Raw genomic sequence first — 22,000 nt, forward strand, 5'->3', positions numbered from 1 at the left:
AGCAGTGCTCTACCTCCATAGAGAACTGCTTCACTTTATTCATTGTTATTAGACGATGTTTCTGTATCTTCACTGCTATTATCATTATGTTTATTGTTACTTGATTCGTGTTTGGTTGTATCCTCAGAGTCAGATTCTTTCGTTCTCTCTGAGTTTGTTTTTTTCGAATCGGATGTAGATTCTTTCGTTTTCTCTGAATTTGTTTTTTTCGAATCAGAATCAGAGTCAGAGTCAAATTTTGTATATGCAGGTAGCCCAAGGTGACTACGAAGTTCGTTTGTAACATTAGCTAAGTCTTTTTTATCTGGATTGTAGTAGTAAGTTCGGCCACCACCAGGAGATTTACTACATGTATCATCACCTTTTGCCATATAACAGTCGTCACCTTGAAGTTGTAATTTCTCAATTTCCGAATCCGATCCATATTTATAGAATGAAAGCATGTCATCGAATGTTAAGTTTGTAACGAATTGTCCGTTAATATCATCAATGATGTTTCCAACTTTTGTTACAGACCCAGCGCTTGTTAGTTTCTTTAAAATTGCTTCAATAACGAGTTGCTGACGTTGTCCACGCATCGCATCACTATCAATGTGTCGTGTTCTAGCAAGAGCAAGAGCCTCTTCGCCATTTAACTTTTGAACACCTTTTTTCAGGTGAATGGCCTCAGCATTATCATTGCTATCTTGCTCAGTAAATTCAACTGGTACATCAACTTCAATACCGCCTAAGTCATCGACGATTTTTATAAATGATTTAAAGTTAAATTTTACAAAGTAATCGACAGGAACATTCATTAATTTTTCAACTGCATCGATACTTGCTTGTGGTCCACCATCTTTTCCGTTTTTAGCAGAACCGAATGCATGAGCGTGTGTAATTTTATCTTTTTTCTTTTCTACTGGAATATAAGTATATGTGTCACGTGGAATACTTAATAGTTTAACAGTTTTGCTATCTTTATTAAAAGTTGCAAGTAATAGTGCATCCGTTCTTATGGCTTCACCGTATTCTTTCCCACGGACATCACTTTCATCAACACCCATGATTAAGACAGATACATTGTTTGTAATAGGTTTTACAGCCTTATCACGTAAATCAGATTTATCACCGCGCGCTAAATCGTGTGCGGCATTTCGAATAGCAGAAGATGCTTTATTTGCTAAAAACCAAGTATAACCGCCACCTACTATTAAAACTAATAGAATAACGCTTATAATAATTTTTATTTTTTTCTTACTATTTTTCGGTTTAGTTCGTGTATTTTCTTGTAAAGATGGGTTTTGCTCCATTTCTTGTACTCCTTCATTTGGATTGAAATACGACACTCATATCCACTTATTATAATGAAATTTAGCGAAAAAAAACATTACAAATCATTTACATTTCGTAAAAATTCAATTTATTTATAAAAAGTCAGATTTTCTATATTTTATTTTTGAGATGTAGAATAAGTATAAGGTGTTTTAGTAGAAATGAAAATATGTATTGTGAGAAAGTGATAGAGAAGTAAGATTTGTTGAAATATAGCCAAGAAGAAGCGATTCGATTTATATGCATTTCTTATATAATAAAGAAAGAGTTTACGGATGAAGGAGAGAGAGCATAATGAATTATACATCATTCCGAGCGATGGTCGTGAAAGAAAAGGAAAATAATCAATTTGAAAGAACCTTTGTTGAGAGAGAAGTAAATAGTTTACCTGAAGGAGACGTATTAATACGTGTTCATTATTCTTCATTAAATTATAAAGATGCCCTTTCAGCTAATGGTAATAAAGGTGTAACGAGAACATACCCTCATACACCTGGTATCGATGCGGCAGGAGAAGTTGCTAGTAGTAGAAATACCTCCTTTAAGGAAGGGGATCAAGTTATTGTAACCGGATATGATTTAGGTATGAATACTTCTGGTGGTTTCGGAGAATATATTCGCGTGCCATCATCTTGGGTCGTTCCTTTACCAGAAGGAATGTCTTTGAAGGAAAGTATGATGTATGGGACAGCAGGTTTTACGGCTGCCTTATCGGTATATAAGCTTATTAGAGCGGGAATTACGCCTAATATGGGAGATGTTTTAGTAACTGGTGCTACGGGCGGAGTAGGTAGTGTAGCAGTTAGCATTTTAGCGAAGCTAGGATATAACGTAGTAGGATCAACTGGGAAAATGGAAGAGGAACAGATGCTACTACGTCTAGGAGCGAAAAAAGCTATTCATCGTGAAGAATTGAATGATAAGTCTGGGAAACCGATGTTGAAGAGTGTATACGCAGGTGTTATCGATACAGCCGGTGGGAACATGTTAGAAAGTTCTTTAAAGGTAGTTAAGTATGGAGGTTGTGTAACGACGTGTGGTAATGTAGCGGGACATGAGTTAAATACAACGGTATACCCATTCATATTACGAGGTATTAGCCTTTTAGGAATAGATTCAGTGCAATGTCCAGCAGACATGAGAAGAGAAGTGTGGGTATTGTTAGCGACCGATTGGAAAAACTTAGAGCTATTATCTTATACAGAAGAATGTACATTAGAAGAATTAGATGAGAAGTTTGCACTTATACTGCAAGGAAAGTTAAAAGGAAGAACGATTGTAAATATGAAATAAAAAAGAGACGCTCATTTGAGCGTCTCTTTTCCCCTTATAATGATTGTTTTAAATTGATTTTTCCTTGTTCACCTAAAACACCATCAGCGATATTTACAGCGTGATCACCGATACGCTCTAAGTTACTTACCATATCAACGAAGATGATACTTGCATCACCTGAACAGCTACGTTCGTTTAGACGTAATACATGACGTTTACGAAGAACACGTTCCATTTGGTCAATTTTACGTTCTTTTGCAATAACAGTCTGAGCTAGTTCAGTGTCAAAGTTTGTTAAAGCATTGATTGCATCTTGTAATGTTGAAATTGTTAACTCAAGCATTTCATTTAGTTCAGCTAGTGCTTCATCTGATAGTGAAACACGGTTTGAAATTTGGAAGTCTACAAGTTCTACAAGGTTTTCTACATGATCACCGACACGTTCAATATCCCCAACAACACCCGCTAGAACTGAATGCTTTTCAGAGTCTGTAGGTGAAAGTGGCTTTTCTGATAGTAAAACTAAATACTCGGTAATTTTCTTATCTAAATTGTTAATAGCTCCTTCTAATTGAGTGGCCATGTCAGCATGTTTTTTATCTTGTGTATTTAAAAATTGGTTTGCTTCTTTTAATCCATGTAATGAAAACTCAGCCATACGGATAATTTCTTTTTGAGCTTCTGTTAAAGCGATAGCTGGAGATTGTTCAATAAAGATTGGATTTAAGTGTTGCGGTTTGAAATCAATAGCAGAATCTTCGCCGCGAATAATTTTTGTTACAATCCATGCTAATGCAGCGATGAATGGGAATTGAATTATAGTATTTGTTACGTTAAACGTTCCGTGTGCGAATGCAATTGTCATTTCTGGATTTAAGTTTAATGACGTTTGGAAGTATTGAATTAAATTTGTAAATGGTACTAATACAATCGTAAAGATAATCGTACCGACGATATTAAAGATAACGTGAACTAATGCTGCGCGTCTTGCGGCAATTGAAGTACCAATTGCTGCTAATACAGCTGTAATTGTCGTACCGATATTATCACCGAATAATACAGGAAGGGCAGCTTGTAAATCGATTGCACCTTGACCGAATAGTTCTTGCAAAATACCGATTGTTGCACTTGAACTTTGTACAACTAAAGTGAAGACTGTACCAACAACAATACCTAAAATTGGGTTGTCACTCATGCTAACCGTTAATTCTTGGAATGACTCTAAAGAGCGAAGAGGTTTCATACCTGTGCTCATTAATTCTAAACCGAAGAATAACATACCAAAACCGAATATTACTTGACCTAAAGAATGTACTTTTTTATTTTTAAAGAAGAATAGTAAGATCGCTCCAACTGCCATAATTGGGAGAGCGTATTCTCCAACTTTAATTCCGATAATAAATGCAGTAACTGTCGTTCCGATGTTCGCACCCATAATAACACCGATTGCTTGTCGTAATGTCATAAATCCGGCACTTACAAGTCCGACTGTTAAAGCGGTTGTTCCTGAACTTGATTGAATTAATACTGTAACTAACATACCTGCTAGTACACCCATAAGAGGGTTTGTTGTAAAACGATCTAGAATATCGCGAAGACGATCTCCAGCTGCTTGTTGCAGTCCATCGCCCATGTATTTAATCCCAAATAAGAAAATACCTAATCCACCAATGAACTGGAAGATCATATCTTGAACATTGTATTCCACGCATTCCACTCCTTAAATTTCATGTACGATGTAATTATTAACTAAACCTTGAGGCACTGTAAACGGTTTATCAGTAAAATTTACACTAAATTTACAAAGGGGTGAAAAGTTTACAATTCTTTAAAGAAACAGCTGTATTTAATTGGTTTTTATCTTTTTTAAATGATAATCCTGTAAAGAAATCACACTTTTTAGAATAGTGTTTTTCCGTTGTGAATCAAGGGAAGTCTCTGTGAGTTCATCGTATATTTTTTGATGAAAGTTAAAAAAATATGTAGGGAAATGCATGTAGTTTTATATCATCGAAAAATGGGGAATGTTTAACGTGTATTGATTAGTATGAGGTTATTGTGAGTTGAAAAAAGCCACTGAATTATCCAGCAGCTTTTTCTTTAGTTTTATCTCCATGCTTTTGTTTTCTTATACTTGTAATATAAATGAACAAGAAAGCAATAAGTAATAAAGAGGAATATCGATATACAGTTGCATAGTTAGTAAAGTGTGCAATGAATCCAAAAATAATCGCTCCAGCACCAATTCCAAGATCAAATGCTGAGAAGAATGTTGCTGTTGCTACTCCTCGTCGGTGCGGTGCTACTCGGTCAATCATCCACGCTTGTAGTGCTGGTTGAATTGCACCGAAACCACTTCCATAACACGCTGCGGCAATAATTAAGCTCGGAATTGTAGTTGTATACGACAGCAAGATAATACCTGTAAACGTAATAATAACTCCTGGAATGATGACGAATGTATGGCCTTTCGCATCATATAATTTTCCAGAAAACGGGCGGGTTACAGCGATTGCAAGCGCATTAAATAAAAAGAAGAGACTAATGTCAGCAATTCCGACTTCCGTAGCAAATAATGTGATAAAGCTTCCAATTCCCCCGTACATTAATGTAATACATAATATTAATAATGAAGGAAGTAAAGCTTTGCGCTCAATAAATCCATCGAGAAAGGTACCAGATGTTTGCTGTGGTGGTTGCGGCGATTTTTTGATTTGAAGTAGTTTCGTTAATATTAATGAAACTATTGTGCATGAAAGTGCACATAAAAAAAGAATCGTGAAGTTATATGTTTGCATAAGCCAAAGTCCGATAAGCGGACCGAGCGCCATGGCAATAGTTCCAGAAAGACCGAAATAACCCATGCCTTCACCGCGGCGAGCTTGCGGAATTAAGTCTGAAACGACAGTTCCATATGTAGTCGTTGTAATACCAAAGCCAGCTCCGTGTAAAATACGAACGGCAAGCAATAGGAAAACGGTTGAAGCGAAAAGATAACTGCCCATAGCGAGTAAACAAATCGCGGTACCGATCATTAAAATGATTTTTTTATTGAATTTTTGCAAGGCGTTTCCAGTTAGCGGTCTAACAAAAAGTGCCGCAACGGTAAACATGCCGACAACAAATCCGATATTGGAACTTGTGCCACCAATTTCTTTCACATAAACAGGTAAAGTTGGAATTAACATTTGAAACCCTAAAAACATACATAAGTTTGCTAGAATTAGTGCAACAAACTCTTTTGTCCATAACGGTTCTCGTTTTACGAGTATTGCTTCTCCCATATATTCATCCCCTATATAAAATTTTTCCCGCTATTTGCGGGCAGTAAAACTCCCACCTCAAAATCCGGCTGGAGCAAAGAAGTTAGGTGGGAGTCGGGCTGCCCGTAAACGCCCGATTGGTGAAGGCTAATAATCAGTGGGGGATGAACAAAACCCCCACTGATTAAAGTTTCACTTTATCTCTGTTCTTTCGAGTATATGTATTGGTCAACATAACAGTCAAGGAAGGTGTCTTGAAAGCGGATAACAATTTTTAAGATGAAAAACTGACAAATTTGTGTAAAAGCTACACAACTATGAAAAAAAGATGTAAAGTATAGATGTATAGACTAGTAGTTGTTATGAATGATAGAAATTGTTTTTTCTTTAAAGAAAGCGGATTCAAATGGTAGTGGACGAGAAGGGGATACATACTTTTTCACTGCATATATTTGAAAAGGTTTACAATATGATGAAGAAAGAGGCGTGTACATATGAGACGATTAGGTATTTCTATTTATCCAGAACATTCGACAGTGGAGAAAGATAAGGAGTATGTAACGTTAGCAAGTAAATACGGATTTACACGTGTATTCACATGTTTATTATCTGTAGATGGCGAAAAAGAGAAAATCATAGAAGAGTTTAAGGAAACGATCTCTCATGCAAATGCATTAGGGTTCCAAGTATTAGTTGATATTAGTCCAGCTGTGTTTGAACAACTAGGTATTTCGTATAATGATTTATCGTTCTTCCATGAACTAGGTGCTTATGGTATTCGTTTAGATGTTGGGTTCTCAGGTTTAGAAGAATCAATTATGACGTACAATCCATATGGCTTAAAAATTGAGATTAATATGAGTAACGGTACGAAGTATGTAGATAACATTATGAGTCATAGACCAAATCGTGAAAATTTAATTGGCTGTCATAATTTTTATCCACACCGTTATTCAGGATTATCATATGATCATTTCATTAAATGCTCGAAACAATTTAAAGATTACGGTATGAGAACCGCTGCTTTTATTTCATCATTCGATGCAACATATGGGCCTTGGCCAGTAACGGAAGGCTTATGTACGTTAGAGCAGCACCGTGAATTACCGATGACAACACAAGCGAAGCATCTATTTGCGACAGAATTAATTGATGATGTTATTATTGCGAACGCTTATGCTTCGGAAGAAGAATTACAAGCACTAGGTGCATTAAATAAAGAGAAACAAACATTTGATATAGGACTATATGATACAACAACAGAATTAGAAAGAATTATTGTGTTAGACGAACCACATTTTTATCGCGGAGATGTATCTGAATATATGATTCGCTCTACACAAAGTCGTGTGAAATATAAAAAAGAAGAGTTCAAACCGCATAATACGCGCGAAATTAAGCGCGGTGATCTTTTAATTGATAATGAACAGTATGGTCAATATAAAGGTGAATTACAAATTGCTTTAAAAGATATGGTGAATACAGGAAAAACAAATGTAGTTGGCCGAATTGTAGAGGAAGAAATTTTCTTATTAGATTATTTACAAGCTTGGGATAAATTTGGATTTACACTAAAGAAATAATGAGAGCGGGATAAAGTGAAGCTTTAATCAGTGGGAATGTAGATCATCCTCACTGATTATTAGCCTTCATTAATCGGGGATAAAAGGGAAAAAACTACTGATTTCAGTGGCTTTTTCCCTTTTATATAAAGAGCGAGAGGAAGAGCTATGACAAAAGTGCATCAGCGATTAATTTCTATTTTAGAGGAGTTTTTAGAAGAGAAATCGATGTTAAATCGAGCTTTTTTAGCGAGCCGTTTACATGTATCAACGAAGACGATTCAAAAGGATATAAAATTATTAAATGATATATTAGAAGAAAACGGAGCGAAAATCGAATCGCAAAGAGGGACTGGGTACGAACTAGAAATTATACAAGCGAAGAAATTTGAAGAGTTTTGCGTGAGTCTATTTCAAAAACAGGTGGAAAAGATCCCAACTTCTTATGAAGAAAGAGTAGCGTATATTTTACAACGTATTTTAACGACAGATGAGTATGTGAAGCTTTCGCAATTAGCGGAAGAGATCTATGTGAGTAAATCAACTGTAAATTTAATTATGAAAGATGTTACGGATATTTGTAGTCGTTATGAGTTACAAATTGAAAAAAGACCATATTATGGTATACGTATTGTGGGAGAGGAATTTAATATTCGTTCTTGTTTATCACAATATGGTTTACCACGTTATGACCATACCCCGTTTCATGAGCAATTTGAGCAGACTGACACATATTTATCGTTACCTCATATTTCTCTCATCCGCTTAGTTATACTAAAATACATCGAGGGAGGAACGATATATTTATCAGATATAGAGATTGATAATTTATCAATTCATATTGCAATTGCGTTAAAGAGATGTAGGGATAGTCATTACATTCAAGCACTGCATGTGGAGGAATCTGAACTTATAATAAAGAAAGAATATAAAATTGCGAAACAGATTTTAGGGGATTTAGAGGAAGAGCTGGAATTTCAATTTCCAGAAGAAGAAGTTTTATATGTGACGATGCATTTATTAAGTACTGCTGTTACAGCGAAAGATCGCTATGAAAATGTAGAAGAGCTATTAGGAAAAGAGATATATGCATTCATGCAACATATTCTTTTTAAAGTAGCGGAAGAACGGAATCTTATTTTTTATTATGATGAAGAATTATTATTTGGATTTGGTGTTCATTTAAAAACGTTATTAAACCGTTTGAAATATAAATTAAATACGAGAAATCCTCTTTTGGCAGAAGTGAAAAAGAATTATCCATATGCATTTGAAATTGCAGTTCTCGTTGGAGATATAATTGGTGAATATACAGGTGACTCGATTCCAGAAAGTGAAATTGGTTATATTGCTATTCACTTCGGTGGAGCGATGAGCCGTTTGCAAGAAAAGAATCAAAAGAAAAGATGCTTATTAGTTTGTGCGACTGGCCAAGGGAGTGCACAGCTATTAAAATATAAAATTCTATCACAGTTCCGAGATAAATTAGAGATTGTAGGGATTACAGGCTATTATCAATTGAAGGTAGAAGAACTTTACAAAGATAAAATAGATTGTATTATTAGTACGATTCATATACCGAGTGGTTTGCCTGTGCCAGTTATAAAAGTGAATTCAATATTTGATGATAAAGAGATTAAATCGATTGGTCAGCAGTTATTTACGCATGTGAATACTAGTGTGCAGCAATATATTAAGGAAGATTTAATTTTCTTAAATCGTAGTGCCTCTACAAAAGAAGAGGTTATTCAGTTTTTATGTGAGAAAGCTGTTTTGAAAGGTTATGTACCTGCAAACTTTTATGATTCTGTTATGGAAAGAGAGAATACATCTCCGACAGCGGTTGGAAATTTAGTTGCGATTCCGCATCCGATGCAGTTATTAAGTGAAAAAACATTTTTGATGTTTTGTACACTTAATAAAGCAGTTGACTGGGGAGATAAGAAAGTACAAGTTATTATTTTATTTAGTGTAAAGCGTAATAATAATGAAGATTTACAAAAGCTTTATGATTTTTTATACGATATTATGTCTAGTCAAAATACGATAGAGAAATTAACTCAGGCTGAAATAATTGCAGAATTCCAAGAGATATTATTATCTTTATAAGAAAAGTATATAAAAACTTCCGTTACACAACGGAAGTTTTTTATGTTTAATTGTATGCGTTTTCATAATAAGATAAAAATATAGAAAAAACATAGCTTGGGGGAATTTTAAATGACTGATATGCAAACTCCATTTGCGTTAATTTTACATGGTGGCAACGCGAGAAGCGCGGCACTTGAAGCAATCGCTTTTGCAAGACAAGGAGATTTTGAGAATGCGAATGAAAAGATGGAACTTGCTAGTGAGGAAATATCATCAGCTCATCGTATTCAAACGGATTTAATTCAAGAAGAAGCAAGAGGCAATCATGCAGAAATAAGTTTATTATTAGTGCATGCACAAGATCATTTAATGAATGCAATTACAGTAAAAGAACTTGCTGAGGAATTTATTACTCTTCATAAACGAGTGGAAGAGAAAGTGACAGTATAATATGTACATTTTATTATGTTGTGCAGCAGGTATGTCAACGAGTATGGTTGTAAGGAAAATGCAAGAAGAGGCAAAGAAACAAGGGAAGGATTATAAAATTAAAGCAGTTGATTCGGAACTTGTGAAATTGGAAATTAAAAATGCTGATGTTGTTTTAATTGGGCCACAGGTGAAGTATTTGTTTCCAGCAGTAGAGTTTCTTGCGAAGTCATACAATATACCAGTTGCAATTATAGAACAACGAGATTATGGCATGTGTGATGGTTTGAAAGTACTTAAGCAAGCAGAACAATTAGTTTTAGCGTAATTATATTTTTTTAAATATAAACATTATAATGTTATAACTTTTTAATTTCGCCACATTGAACATAGGGAGGGTTATCGATGAATGGTTTTATGAGTTTTATGGAACAGAAGATTATGCCGACAACGCAAAAGATTGCGGGGCAACGACATTTATTAGCAATTCGAAACGGAGTTATTTCTACGTTACCGTTAACGATTGTCGGATCATTTTTCGTTATCTTTTTAAATTTACCAATTGATGCATATATGGAATGGATTGCACCGTTTCGTCATATTTTAGATATTCCATTCCGATTTACAGTAGGCTTAATGGCGTTATACGCAGCGTTTGGGGTAGGGGCTTCACTCGCGAACTTTTATCAGCTCAATCAATTAAGTGCAGGATTATTATCTGTACTCGCCTTTTTACTAGCATCAGTTGAACCAATTCAAATAACAAAAGCTGTACCAGGTGTTATTGATGCAGGTAGATATATTTCAGTAGGAACATTAAGTGCAACTTCTTTATTCGGAGCAATTGTTACAGCATTAATTGCAGTGGAAATTTATCACTTTATGATTAAGCACAATATCTCGATTAAATTACCAGATAGTGTACCACCAGCAGTTGCAAACTCGTTTGCAGCATTAATTCCAACTCTAGTAGTTATTCTTTTATTCTGGGGTATTCGTTACGGTTTGAAATTTGATGTAAACACAACAATCACATATTTAATCGCACCATTAAAATCAGTATTAGTAGGAAATAATTTATTCGGCGGTTTATTAACAGTATTCTTAATCGTGTTCTTCTGGTCGTTCGGTATACATGGCCCAGCGATTTTAGGACCAATCATTCGTCCGATGTGGGATTCAGCAATTCTTGAAAATATGGAAGTATTCACGGCTACAGGAAATGCACATCAGTTACCAAACTTATTTACAGAGCAATTTATTCAATGGTTCGTATGGATCGGTGGATCAGGCTCAACGTTAGCTTTAGTAATTATGTTTATGTTCTCTAAATCTAAGTTCTTAAAAGAGTTAGGTAGATTATCATTCGTACCAGGATTATTCAATATTAACGAACCAATTATTTTCGGGGCACCAATTGTAATGAACCCGATCTTAATTATTCCATTCGTTATTACACCGTTAGTTACAACGACGGTATCATACTTCGCAGTTGTTTCAGGTATGATTCCGATGATGATGGCGAAGCTGCCGTTTACAATGTTAGCACCAATTGCAGCTATTATTAGTACGGACTGGACAATTATGGCTGGTGTACTTGTACTTGTTAACTTTGTTATCTCATTCGTTATTTACTATCCATTCTTCAAAATGTATGAGAAGCAACAATTAGCAGGAGAGGAGAAAACAGAATGCTCGGAGCAATTATCATCTTAATTACATTCGTGGTCGGACAATGCATTGCACATTATTCAAAATGGGTACAAAGTAAATCGCTATTAGTTTTACTACTTGTGTCGATATTATTTATCGGATGTTCAATGGGAGCTTATGTGGCATTTAGTTTAGAATCACCGTACTTTATCATCGTACCAACGATTTTATGTGCGACATGTTTATCTGCAAAATATAGATTTACAAGCATGGCATTAATACAACGTGTGAAGGAGATGCAAAAGCATGGAGCGTAAATTAGGAATTTCTCTTTATCCAGAGCATTCAACGAAAGAAAAAGATATGGCATATATTTCAGCAGCGGCACGTCACGGTTTTTCAAGAATATTCACTTGTTTACTGTCTGTGAATCGTCCGAAAGAGGAAATTGTAGCAGAATTTAAAGAAATTATTAATCATGCAAAAGAGTACAATATGGAAGTCATTTTAGATGTAGCACCAGCTGTGTTTGATCAGCTTGGTATTAGCTATAGTGATCTATCATTCTTTGCAGAGTTAGGTGCAGATGGTATTCGTTTAGATGTAGGATTTGACGGATTAACAGAAGCGAAAATGACGAACAACCCGTACGGTTTAAAAATTGAGCTAAACGTAAGTAATGATATTGCCTATTTAGAAAATATCCTTTCGCATCAAGCGAATAAAGCGGCTTTAATTGGTTGCCATAATTTTTATCCGCAAAAATTCACTGGTCTTCCGTATGATTATTTCATTCGCTGTAGTGAACGTTTTAAAAAGCATGGTATTCGCAGTGCAGCATTTATTACATCACATGCTGCTAACATTGGTCCATGGGATATTAATGACGGATTATGTACGCTTGAACAACATCGTAATTTACCAATTGAAGTACAAGCGAAACATTTATGGGCGACAGGGCTTATTGATGATGTCATTATCGGAAATGCTTATGCGAGTGAAGAAGAGTTAGAGAAACTAGGAAACTTAAATCGTTACATGTTACAGCTAAAGGTACAATTTGTAGACGAAGCGACTGAAGTAGAGAAGAGAGCGACACTACAAGAATTGCACGTAAGACGCGGCGACATAACGGAGTATATGGTACGTTCTACAGAAGTACGTAAAAAGTATAAAGAAGACGATTTCCCAATTCGAGAAAGTGTACTACAGGAAAGAGGTCAAGTTGTAATTGGTAACAACTCATTCGGTAAGTATAAAGGTGAACTACAAATCATCTTGAAAGAAATGCCGATAGATGAACGGAAAAATATTGTCGGTATAATTGCTGAAGAGGAGTTGTTCTTACTAGATTATGTAGGGGCTTGGACGCAGTTTACTTGTGTGGAATAGGGAAGATAGGAGGGGATGCTAGGGCATCCTCTTTTTTCTGTTAAAATAGTAGTCTATCGTATATAGAATGCAAAGAGATAGATTTAATTTGGACGGGAGAGAAGGAGATGGAAGAGTATATAGATGATTTATTAAGACGGATGGGTGATGAAGAAACAGAGATATGGCATCGTGCGTATGATGAGGCGAAAGAACTAAATGATTTATTAACTTTCCCTTATTTACAGGAGAAGATAATAAAAGTAAAAAAAGTATCTATGAAGAAAGATATTTATTATTTAATGATGAAACTCGCTATCAATACGAAAGAAATCTGTATTGCTGATTATCTTGTAGATCGTTTAGAATGTGAAGAGAGTCCGACGCTATTAAGTGAATTACTTAGTAATATTTATAGATTGCCAGAAGTAAGTAGTACAAATAAAATCATTCCGTATATTTATCATAAAAACGATAGTGTTCGTTTTTGGGCAGTTTCTTCCTTAAAGTTATATAAATCGTTAGAAGCAGAAAGTGCTTTATTAAAGTTGCTGGATACTCAAGAAAATAAAGATGAGATTACAAATATTTGTTATACCTTGCTTGAGATTGGAACAAATCAATCGATTCTTCCGTTAACAAGGCTTTTATATAGGGATAGTGCTTATGTTCGTTCAACCGTTATTGAGGTTTTAGCGAAAATAGGGGGAGCGGATTTACAGATAGTTTATATGGAAGCTTTACAGGATAGAAACGTTATGGTGAAATATGAAGCTGTTCGAGCTATTTATGCGTATGGGGACGAGATGGCGATTAAGCCAATTTGCGAACGTGTAACGAAAGTTGTTTCTAGAAGACGTAAAAATGAAGTAGAGCCTACTGATGAATCAGAGATCGTCATTGCTCTGCGTTTCTTACATAAGTTTGCTGATCATGAAGAAGTTTTAAAGACGTTTGGTAAAGTATATAAAAAACGAGGAAACTTGTTTATGTCAGAGAAAAAATGGATTCGGGATAATATTAGTTACTTTCAAGAGAAAGAAAGAATGCAAGAATCATAAAAAGAGTTAGCCTCAACAATGAGACTAACTCTTTTTTTAATAATTAGTTTAAAATTTTCACTGTAACTGTTTGGCGTCCCCAGTTACTTGATGTACCTTTATCTGGCATTAAAACATCAATTTTATTACCTTTAATAGCTCCACCAGTATCACCAGCGATTGCTACTCCATAACCTTCAACCCATACTTTTGAACCTAATGGAATTACACTTGGATCAACTGCAATTAGTTTCATGTTTGGATTAGCTGTTAAGTTATGACCCATAGCTGATTTCACTTGGTCTCCTGCTTTGTAACCATTTTCAAGTGGATCTGCTGTGTAAGCTGTTGCTACAACGCGTAACTCACGAGAAGAAGATTGTGTGTTTTTCTCAGTTTCTTTTGCAACAGGTTGTTGTGTAGCTGGTTTTTGAGCGTTAGCTGTTTCACGAGCTTTAGCTGCCTCCTGAGCTTCAGCCGCTTCACGAGCCTTAGCCGCTTCACGAGCTTTAGCTGCTGCTTGAGCTTCAGCTGCTTCACGAGCTTCAGCCGCTGCCTGAGCTTCAGCTGCTTCACGAGCTTTAGCCGCTTCTTGAGCTTTAGCTGCTGCTTGAGCTTCAGCCGCTTCTTGAGCTTTAGCTGCTTCACGAGCTTTAGCCACTTCTTGAGCTTTAGCTGCTGCTTGAGCCTCAGCCGCTTCTTGAGCTTTAGCTGCCTCTTGAGCTTTAGCTACTTCCCCGGCTTTAGTTGCTGCTTGAGCTTCAGCTGCCTCTTGAGCTTTAGCTACTTCCCCGGCTTTAGTTGCTGCTTGAGCTTCAGCTGCCTCTTGAGCTTTAACTGCTTCACGAGCTTTAGCCGCTTCTTGAGCTTTAGTTTTTGCTTGAGCTTCAGCTGCCTCTTGAGCTTTAACTGCTTCACGAACTTTAGCAGTATCTTGAACGTTAGTTACTTTTTCAGCTTTAACTACTGGCTGAACTTTAACTGGCGCTTTCCCTGTTAAGTAAGGAACGTGTACATAAGCTGTTTGGCCGTTATATTCAAATTGAATCCAATCATTTTGTACTTGGTGTGTTGTTTCGATTACATCATCTTTTTTCAATTTACCAAGAATCGCTGAATCTGTATTTGCTCCAGCACGTACGTTTAATACGTTTGCTGTTACGTAGTAAGTATCTTTAGTGTAGTCAGCGCTTATGAAAGCTTCTTTACCACTATTTAATTGAACTTTTGACCATCCGTTTTCTGTATGTAAAACGTTAACTTTATATCCATCTAATAACTTTCCGACAACTTTTGATTCAGTAGTTGGGTTTTCTCGTACATTTAGTACATCAGTTGTTACAATCGTTTCTGCTTTAGCAGATGTTGTGAAAATCCCAAGACCAAAAACCGCTGCTGTTGCTATACCCATAAATTTTTTCATAATAGCCTCCATTGCATTTGTTTTTCGTTGACCTCATTATAGCAACCATTATTTTCTTATTTGCGGAAAACACAAAACTACAAAGCATTCGTAATGAGGCGTTAATATTCTGTAATAATTCCATTAATATCCTGATAGCGTTTTCTTTGCGGTTTTCGGGGAGTTATAACATATGATTCATAAAATCAACACTATTTTAATTACTGATAGATTAATAATGTATCATGGATATTACCTAAATGTTTCAGTGGTATTACAAAACAGAGGTATTTAACTGTTTGAATCGCAACATGATTATAAAAATATAATGTTTTTGCGTGTGAAGTCATATATATAGGATGAAATTTAATAAAATAGAGATATAATTGTTACAAAATAAGTTGTAGTATGGAAAAAATTACGCCTTGAATTTGTGTTATTACATATTATTTTTGCAATAATATGATTGCAGGATAGTTGTGATGTGAAATGAAAGTTGCAAGGATAAAAAGGTAATCGCAACATGAAACATATATAATAGAAGAAACATGATTTAAAGGGACGATATTGTTATGAATTAGTTCGCGAATTGCTTCAGAGTTATATAGTAGAAGTTAGAGACGCAGATTTTTAATAAAACAGCGATAAAATTGAATTTGCCTTCAATAAAATAAAAAAACGTAGGAGTGTAAGCTCCTACGTTTTTTATTTACTCATATCGTAAACATTCAATTGGATCAAGTTTTGCAGCTTTGTTAGCTGGTAGTAAACCGAATGCAATACCGATTAGCATTGAAATACCTACTGAAAGAAGTCCAAGTTCTTTTGAGATAACAAGTGGCCATCCAGCAAAGATTGAGACGATCCAAGCGAAGAAAATACCGAGCATGAATCCGATGAAACCACCGAGTCCTGTTAAAATACAAGATTCGATTAAGAATTGCGTTAATACTTTACCGCGTGTTGCACCAAGTGCTTTACGAATACCAATCTCACGTGTACGTTCTGTTACAGATACAAGCATGATGTTCATTACACCGATACCACCAACAAGTAAGGAAATAGCAGCGATACCACCGAATACCATTTTCATCATACCGATTGATTCGTCTAGTTGCTTCGTAAAGTCACCCATATCTTGCGCTTCAAATTTATGCTCAAATTTAGGAGCTTTCATTTCGTTTAAAACAGAAGCAGCTTGTTTTTCTACACTTTTACGTTCTGCTGGCGAAGTTAATATTAATCTTACAGAATCATACTCAGTTACTCCTGAGATTACAGGAGCGTTTTCAAGTGATGTATAACCTTCTGACATAGCCATTCCAAAATCATTTTTCGTTTCATAAACACCGACTACTTTATACGGTTTTCCTTTTATGTCTGTATATAAATTTGATTCCCAACCGTTAAATAATTTGTTGAAAGCTTCTTCATTTAAAATAACAGCAGGGATTGCTTGCTTTAATTCGCTATCGTTTAATTCGCGACCGTGAACTAATTTTATTTTCGCATCCGTCATGAAGGCGCCTGTTCCACCTTTTAAATCAAGAGAGGCATCTTTTGAACCAGAAGATGCTTTTACTTTCATACTCACATCTGGATAAACATCTTTAACACCTGGTACAGTTTGAAGACGTTTTAGCATATCGGCTGTAATTTTGGCGTTGTCTGGTCCATAATCAGGATTTTTGTAGTAAATCGTTACTTCATTATCTTTTCCTTGGCCTAATTCTTCTTTAAACTTTGCATTTGTACCATCACCCATTGAAATGATAGTAATAATGGCACTAATACCGATAATAATTCCTAGCATCGTTAAGATAGAACGCATTTTATGAGCAAAGATAGAGGAAAGGGCCATGCGTATATTTTCACTCGTGTTCAAAATTAACCTCTCCAATCTTGGACGATATTTCCGTCACGAATTACAATTTGACGTGCTGCAGCTTCCCCGATTTCACGGTCATGGGTAATCATAATGATTGTGGAGCCTTGTTTGTTTAATTCGTAAAAGAGGTCCATAATTTGTGTACTCGTTTTCGTATCAAGTGCCCCCGTCGGTTCATCGGCTAAAATGAACTTTGGATTATTTACGATTGCACGTGCGACTGCGACACGCTGTTTTTGTCCACCTGATAATTCGTTCGGTAAGTGAGTAGCACGATCAGCTAAACCTACTTTTGTTAAAGCAGCTAATGAGCGCTCGCGTCTTTCTTTTTTATCAACTCCAGCGTAAATAAGAGGCAATTCAACATTTTGAAGTGCTGTAAGTCTCGGTAATAACATAAAGTTTTGGAATACGAACCCGATCTCTTTATTACGAACGCGTGCAAGTTCTGTCTCAGACATGTTTGAAATATTTTGACCAGCTAGTTCATACGCACCTGTCGTTGGTTTATCTAAGCAACCGATAATGTTCATTAATGTTGATTTACCAGAACCAGATGGTCCCATAATAGAAGTGAATTCTCCTTGGTTCAGTGTTACGTCAATTCCGTGTAAAATTTGAACGGATTCTGCACCATTTTGGAAGGATTTCGTGATGCCTTTTAAGTTAATCATTCCACGACAACCTCCATACCATCTTTTAAGTCTTTTTCAGGTTTAGAGATAATTTGCTCTCCGTTTTTCACTCCAGAAACTTTTGCTTCGCTATCTGTTTCAAATTCAACAGTAACCGCTTGTTCTTTCGCTTTACCATCTTTTACAACGAAGACAACATTTTTGTCACCTTTTTTCACGATGCTGCTTTTCGGAACAATCGTACCAGTTGCTTCGCCTGATTTACTTGTTACGTAAACGTGGAAGCCGTTTTGTAATTCTTCACTATTATCCAATGTGACAGTGAATTGGTAATTAGAAACTGTTTTATTTTCATCCATGCTCTTTAATGGTGTAGAACCGATTTCCGTTACTTTTCCTGTCCAAGTCTTACCAGCGACAGTTTTTGATGAAACAGTTACTTCTTGCCCAACTTTCATACTAGCAAGCTCATATTCAGAAAGTTGACCTTTTACTTTAAATTGACCAGCGTGACGAAGAGTAATTCCGCTCATACCTGTTTTTTCGTCAGCAGTTTTTACGATATCATCAATTACGCCATCAGCAGGACTTGTTACAGAAAGATTGTTTACTTTCTCTTTTGCTGCTTTAATCATTTCATCAGCTTTTTCAACTTCAAACTTTTTCATTTCAATTTGTGATTCTAATTGCCCAACTTCAACTTCTGATGCTTTTAATGCTTCAGCAGGAAGGCCTGCATTTTTATCTTTTTGTAATTTTTGTTTCGCTGCATCAATTTGTTTTTGGAACAATGTTACTTCTTTTTGTGCGATTTTCTTTTGCATTTCTGCTTCTGTTACACCTTGTTTAGCAGTAGGGTCATTGTATTTAAACAGAAGCTGACCTTTTTTCACTTCATCGCCTTTTTTAACAGCTAATTCATATGTTCCTTTTGTTGGATCGAATGAAATAGTTTCAATTCCGTTTGGAATAACTTCGCCACCAAATTTTTGTGCGTTTTCAATTTGTTTTTCCGTAACTTTATAACCGCTATATGCCATTGCTACTTCTGAACTGCCTCCAGCAAATGCAAAGTATGATCCAGCTGCAATTCCAATTGCTACTACACTAGTAATTAACACTTTATTTTTCTTCTTCATCTATTTATCACCTTTTCGTTCGTTTTAGTATCTACATTAAGTATAAAAGAGGTGAAGAATCTGACAAATCGTTTTAGCTTACAATAACCTTACAGTTTTGTAAGGTATGAATATCTAAATGTAAGGTAGAGGTTGTCCTAGTTTAAGCAAATGAATTGACTCGTTGTTTCTTTCTTACAATAATATTATATGAAGGAGAGGAGGAGAGAAGATGGAAGCTTATTTTAGTGCGCAACCATTAAAGCCATTTATTCCGTACTCAAGGCAACATGCCATTATATTATTTATTATGTTGGTAGGGATATTCTTTCTATATCAATATCAAGATTCATTACGTCAAAGTGAGTGGAATATAACGGTTCGATATGCAATTGCATTTCTATTTATAGGAAGTGAGATTGGACTTCATATGTGGGAATGGAAAGCCGGGATTTTTGAGCTAGGCACCTCATTACCATTTGAGTTATGTACGATTAGTTTATTGTTAGCATCGATTATGATTGTAACGAAAAGTTACCGATTATATGAGATTGTGTTTTTTACAGGAATTATTGGTGCATCACAAGCCATTTTAACGCCAAACGTGCAATATGCTTTTCCACATTTTCGCTTTATAGAATTCTTCATTGCACATGTATTACTCATTTGGGCACCACTCTTTATGACATGGGTGGAAGGATATCGTCCGACATTACAATCTATTAAACGCACGATGATATTTTTAAACATATTGATTCCAATTGTTTCGTTTGTGAATTACAAAACGGGCGGTAATTATATGTTTTTAGCTCGTAAGCCAGAAACAGCTTCATTGCTCGATATGTTAGGGCCGCATCCTTACTATATTATTTCATTAGAAATTGCAGCGCTTATGGGATGTTTTATTTTGTATATGCCGTTTGCGAAAAGAGAAGGGCATGCGCATAAAGAATCACTAGGATCATAACCTAGTGATTTTTTATTTTATGAATATTTACAATTCGGAAAATTAAGAATAAAATTAGAGGGTAAATTACATATAGAGAGAAGGGAAAACGTGGTCAAAAAAGTTTTTCTGAATGGGATGGAAGTGACGATTCAATTTATTATTTCGATTTTGGGTATTATTTGTTTAGGGGCACTGCCGAAGTTATTTTATGGATTTGAGCTGCGTGCATCAACGTACATAAAGAGTTTAAAAGAAATATTTGTGAATTTAATGGACATCTCCAATTTTAAATATGTGGGAGATAAATTTTTATTTCCACAGTTGTTTGTCCATTATAAAGAAACGATTGTTATATTTTTAGCTGCTTTTTTCATTTCATTATTTGTAGCATTTTGTATTGTTTATGTGATTATGAGTAGTTCACCGCGTATACAACATCGCATTAAATCATTTCTCATCTTCCTAGAATCCATTCCAGACATTCTTCTTATTTTAGGATCACAAATTTTAGTTATATGGTTTTTTAAACAAACAGGTTTTTTACCTTTTCAAATTGCGGCAATTGGGGGCGAGTCGATTAGAGGATTACCAATATTTTGTTTGAGTATACCGACTACGATTCTGTTTGTAAAAATGTTAGTGCTTCGTTTTGAAAATGAGCTAGAAAAAGATTATGTACTATTTGCTAAGGCGAAAGGGCTGAATCGCTTTCATATTTTAAATCGTCATGTATTACGAAATGTGTTGCTTAGTACACTTTTCTTTGCGAAAACGAATATCTTTTTTATGTTATCTAATTTATATATTATAGAATGGATTTTTAATACGGGTGGTATTTTTATGTTTTTGAAATCGTATGAGGGTATTAGGGTTGAGGTTTTCATCGTTAGTGTACTGCTTATTTATATTCCAATTTTTATTTTATTTAAATTGTTTCATTATCTCATTCCAGCTGCGATGAAGGAGAGGCTATAATATGTGGACGTATATAAAACGTGATAAAAGATTTTGGATAAGCATTGGGTTTCTTCTCATATTAGTTCTTTTGAGCATCGGAAATACGATATGGAATGATGGACAGATTAAAAAAGTTACATTGCAATATGATGCGGCTGGAAATCCAGAAGTACCACCGTTTTCACCTTCATTACAATTTTTACTCGGGACAGATCGGAAAGGATATGACCTTTTACATTTAGTCATTGAAGGCGCGAAGTGGACGATTGGTATATCTATTTTAATTGCAGCACTTAGAATGGTAATAGGTGTGTTTTTCGGTGTTGTACTCGGAACGTATGTAAAAAGAGGGTTTTCTAAGATTGAGGCTTTTTTTGATAGTTTCACAGTTATTCCGACAGTTATGATTGCGTATTTCTTTCTTCAATCTGTGAATCTATTTGGAAGTGGAGAGGAAACAACAACTTTTTTTGAAAGGGCTTCGTTTCAAGTTGTATTACTTGTAATGCTTGTGATGCCAGTTATTGCACTGTATGTTGCGAAGGAAGTTCGTAAATTACAGACGGAAGAATTTATTGATGCTGCCCGCATATTAGGCGGATCAAGAAGACACATAGTTATAAAACATATTTTTCCGCATCTCTATATGACGTTTATACTCGTATTTCTTCAACAATTTACTCAAACTCTTACAATTTTACTTCATTTAGGGCTACTTGAGGTGTTTTTTGGTGGGACGGTCCAGTTTGGTGGACCGATAGGGATAAAAGAAATAGATTCTTACACGCATGAATGGTCCGGTTTAATAGGAGTGTACTTTAGATCCTTAACAGTGCATCCATGGATTCCTCTTGTTCCAATTACATTTTTCGGACTTACCATTTTTTCAGGGAATATGATTGTGAAAAGTATAGAAGAAGCGATGATGAAAGTAAGGTTAGGTGGAGAGATCAAGAAGACAAATGTAGAAGAGGAACAATTTGCTGTGCAGTCAAAAGAAGAGTTGTTTACGTTTAAACATACGATGTGAAAATAGAAAAGAAGCAAGCATAA

18 protein-coding genes and 1 pseudogene are annotated in these 22,000 nt (G+C 35.4%); 12 read left to right on the plus strand and 7 right to left on the minus strand.

Annotation, left to right across the window (positions count from 1 at the left end; translation table 11 throughout):
- Window positions 1–35: 35 nt before the first annotated feature.
- On the minus strand, window positions 36–1,328 hold the full coding sequence (locus LUS72_RS04050) for an LCP family protein (protein ID WP_141533269.1): 1,293 nt from the start codon (window positions 1,326–1,328) through the stop codon (window positions 36–38).
- Window positions 1,329–1,608: 280 nt separating this feature from the next.
- Between LUS72_RS04050 and LUS72_RS04055 the strand changes: the two genes are divergently transcribed.
- A complete protein-coding gene (locus tag LUS72_RS04055) occupies window positions 1,609–2,607 on the plus strand; it encodes a YhdH/YhfP family quinone oxidoreductase (RefSeq protein ID WP_097831293.1) in 999 nt (332 codons plus the stop codon).
- Between the two features lie 34 nt (window positions 2,608–2,641).
- Here the strand turns inward: LUS72_RS04055 and LUS72_RS04060 are convergent, their stop codons facing one another.
- Complete coding sequence (locus LUS72_RS04060) at window positions 2,642–4,297, minus strand: Na/Pi cotransporter family protein (protein ID WP_097831292.1); 1,656 nt, start codon at window positions 4,295–4,297, stop codon at window positions 2,642–2,644.
- A 373-nt stretch (window positions 4,298–4,670) separates the two neighbouring features.
- Window positions 4,671–5,873 (minus strand): MFS transporter, encoded by a 1,203-nt coding sequence (locus tag LUS72_RS04065; RefSeq protein ID WP_097831291.1) that lies wholly within the window; start codon window positions 5,871–5,873, stop codon window positions 4,671–4,673.
- Between the two features lie 473 nt (window positions 5,874–6,346).
- On the opposite strand from LUS72_RS04065, the gene LUS72_RS04070 reads away from it, so the two are divergent.
- The 8 genes from LUS72_RS04070 (at window position 6,347) to LUS72_RS04105 (ending at window position 14,019) form a co-directional block, all read left to right on the plus strand.
- Window positions 6,347–7,435, plus strand: coding sequence for a DUF871 domain-containing protein (locus LUS72_RS04070; protein ID WP_001253369.1), 1,089 nt, complete (start codon window positions 6,347–6,349; stop codon window positions 7,433–7,435).
- 147 nt (window positions 7,436–7,582) lie between these two features.
- The gene (locus tag LUS72_RS04075) at window positions 7,583–9,523 is read left to right on the plus strand and encodes a BglG family transcription antiterminator (RefSeq protein ID WP_097831289.1); all 1,941 of its coding nucleotides are present in this window, start codon (window positions 7,583–7,585) and stop codon (window positions 9,521–9,523) included.
- Between the two features lie 111 nt (window positions 9,524–9,634).
- A complete protein-coding gene (locus tag LUS72_RS04080) occupies window positions 9,635–9,955 on the plus strand; it encodes a PTS lactose/cellobiose transporter subunit IIA (RefSeq protein ID WP_097831288.1) in 321 nt (106 codons plus the stop codon).
- 1 nt (window position 9,956) lies between these two features.
- A complete protein-coding gene (locus LUS72_RS04085; RefSeq protein ID WP_097831287.1) occupies window positions 9,957–10,262 on the plus strand; it encodes a PTS sugar transporter subunit IIB in 306 nt (101 codons plus the stop codon).
- A 77-nt stretch (window positions 10,263–10,339) separates the two neighbouring features.
- Entirely contained in the window at window positions 10,340–11,650 is a 1,311-nt protein-coding gene (locus tag LUS72_RS04090) for a PTS sugar transporter subunit IIC (RefSeq protein WP_071747814.1), read from the plus strand.
- Entirely contained in the window at window positions 11,626–11,904 is a 279-nt protein-coding gene (locus LUS72_RS04095) for a hypothetical protein (protein WP_097831286.1), read from the plus strand. The genes LUS72_RS04090 and LUS72_RS04095 overlap by 25 nt, the downstream gene beginning before the upstream one ends.
- A complete protein-coding gene (locus LUS72_RS04100) occupies window positions 11,894–12,979 on the plus strand; it encodes a DUF871 domain-containing protein (RefSeq protein ID WP_097831285.1) in 1,086 nt (361 codons plus the stop codon). The genes LUS72_RS04095 and LUS72_RS04100 overlap by 11 nt, the downstream gene beginning before the upstream one ends.
- 107 nt (window positions 12,980–13,086) lie before the next feature.
- A complete protein-coding gene (locus tag LUS72_RS04105) occupies window positions 13,087–14,019 on the plus strand; it encodes a HEAT repeat domain-containing protein (protein ID WP_097831284.1) in 933 nt (310 codons plus the stop codon).
- A gap of 43 nt (window positions 14,020–14,062) precedes the next feature.
- Here LUS72_RS04105 and entC read toward each other — a convergent pair.
- The 4 genes and pseudogenes from entC to LUS72_RS04125 form a co-directional block, all read right to left on the minus strand.
- A pseudogene (gene entC / locus LUS72_RS04110) lies at window positions 14,063–15,545 on the minus strand (cell wall-binding protein EntC).
- Window positions 15,546–16,109: 564 nt separating this feature from the next.
- Window positions 16,110–17,261, minus strand: a complete 1,152-nt coding sequence (locus tag LUS72_RS04115) for an ABC transporter permease (protein WP_420720170.1) — start codon at window positions 17,259–17,261, stop codon at window positions 16,110–16,112.
- Between the two features lie 26 nt (window positions 17,262–17,287).
- The gene (locus tag LUS72_RS04120) at window positions 17,288–17,962 is read right to left on the minus strand and encodes an ABC transporter ATP-binding protein (RefSeq protein ID WP_000609098.1); all 675 of its coding nucleotides are present in this window, start codon (window positions 17,960–17,962) and stop codon (window positions 17,288–17,290) included.
- Complete coding sequence (locus tag LUS72_RS04125; protein ID WP_097831281.1) at window positions 17,959–19,062, minus strand: efflux RND transporter periplasmic adaptor subunit; 1,104 nt, start codon at window positions 19,060–19,062, stop codon at window positions 17,959–17,961. The genes LUS72_RS04120 and LUS72_RS04125 overlap by 4 nt, the downstream gene beginning before the upstream one ends.
- A gap of 211 nt (window positions 19,063–19,273) precedes the next feature.
- Between LUS72_RS04125 and LUS72_RS04130 the strand changes: the two genes are divergently transcribed.
- The 3 genes from LUS72_RS04130 (at window position 19,274) to LUS72_RS04140 (ending at window position 21,977) form a co-directional block, all read left to right on the plus strand.
- Window positions 19,274–20,008 carry a YwaF family protein gene (locus LUS72_RS04130; protein ID WP_097831280.1) on the plus strand — a complete coding sequence of 245 codons (735 nt, stop codon included), beginning with the start codon at window positions 19,274–19,276 and terminating at the stop codon, window positions 20,006–20,008.
- Between the two features lie 90 nt (window positions 20,009–20,098).
- Window positions 20,099–20,965, plus strand: a complete 867-nt coding sequence (locus LUS72_RS04135; RefSeq protein ID WP_141533574.1) for an ABC transporter permease subunit — start codon at window positions 20,099–20,101, stop codon at window positions 20,963–20,965.
- A gap of 1 nt (window position 20,966) precedes the next feature.
- Window positions 20,967–21,977, plus strand: a complete 1,011-nt coding sequence (locus tag LUS72_RS04140; protein WP_097831279.1) for an ABC transporter permease — start codon at window positions 20,967–20,969, stop codon at window positions 21,975–21,977.
- Window positions 21,978–22,000 lie beyond the last annotated feature (23 nt).

It is taken from the genome of Bacillus cereus (genome assembly GCF_025917685.1).
GTDB classification, from domain to species: Bacteria; Bacillota; Bacilli; order Bacillales; family Bacillaceae_G; genus Bacillus_A; species Bacillus_A cereus_AT.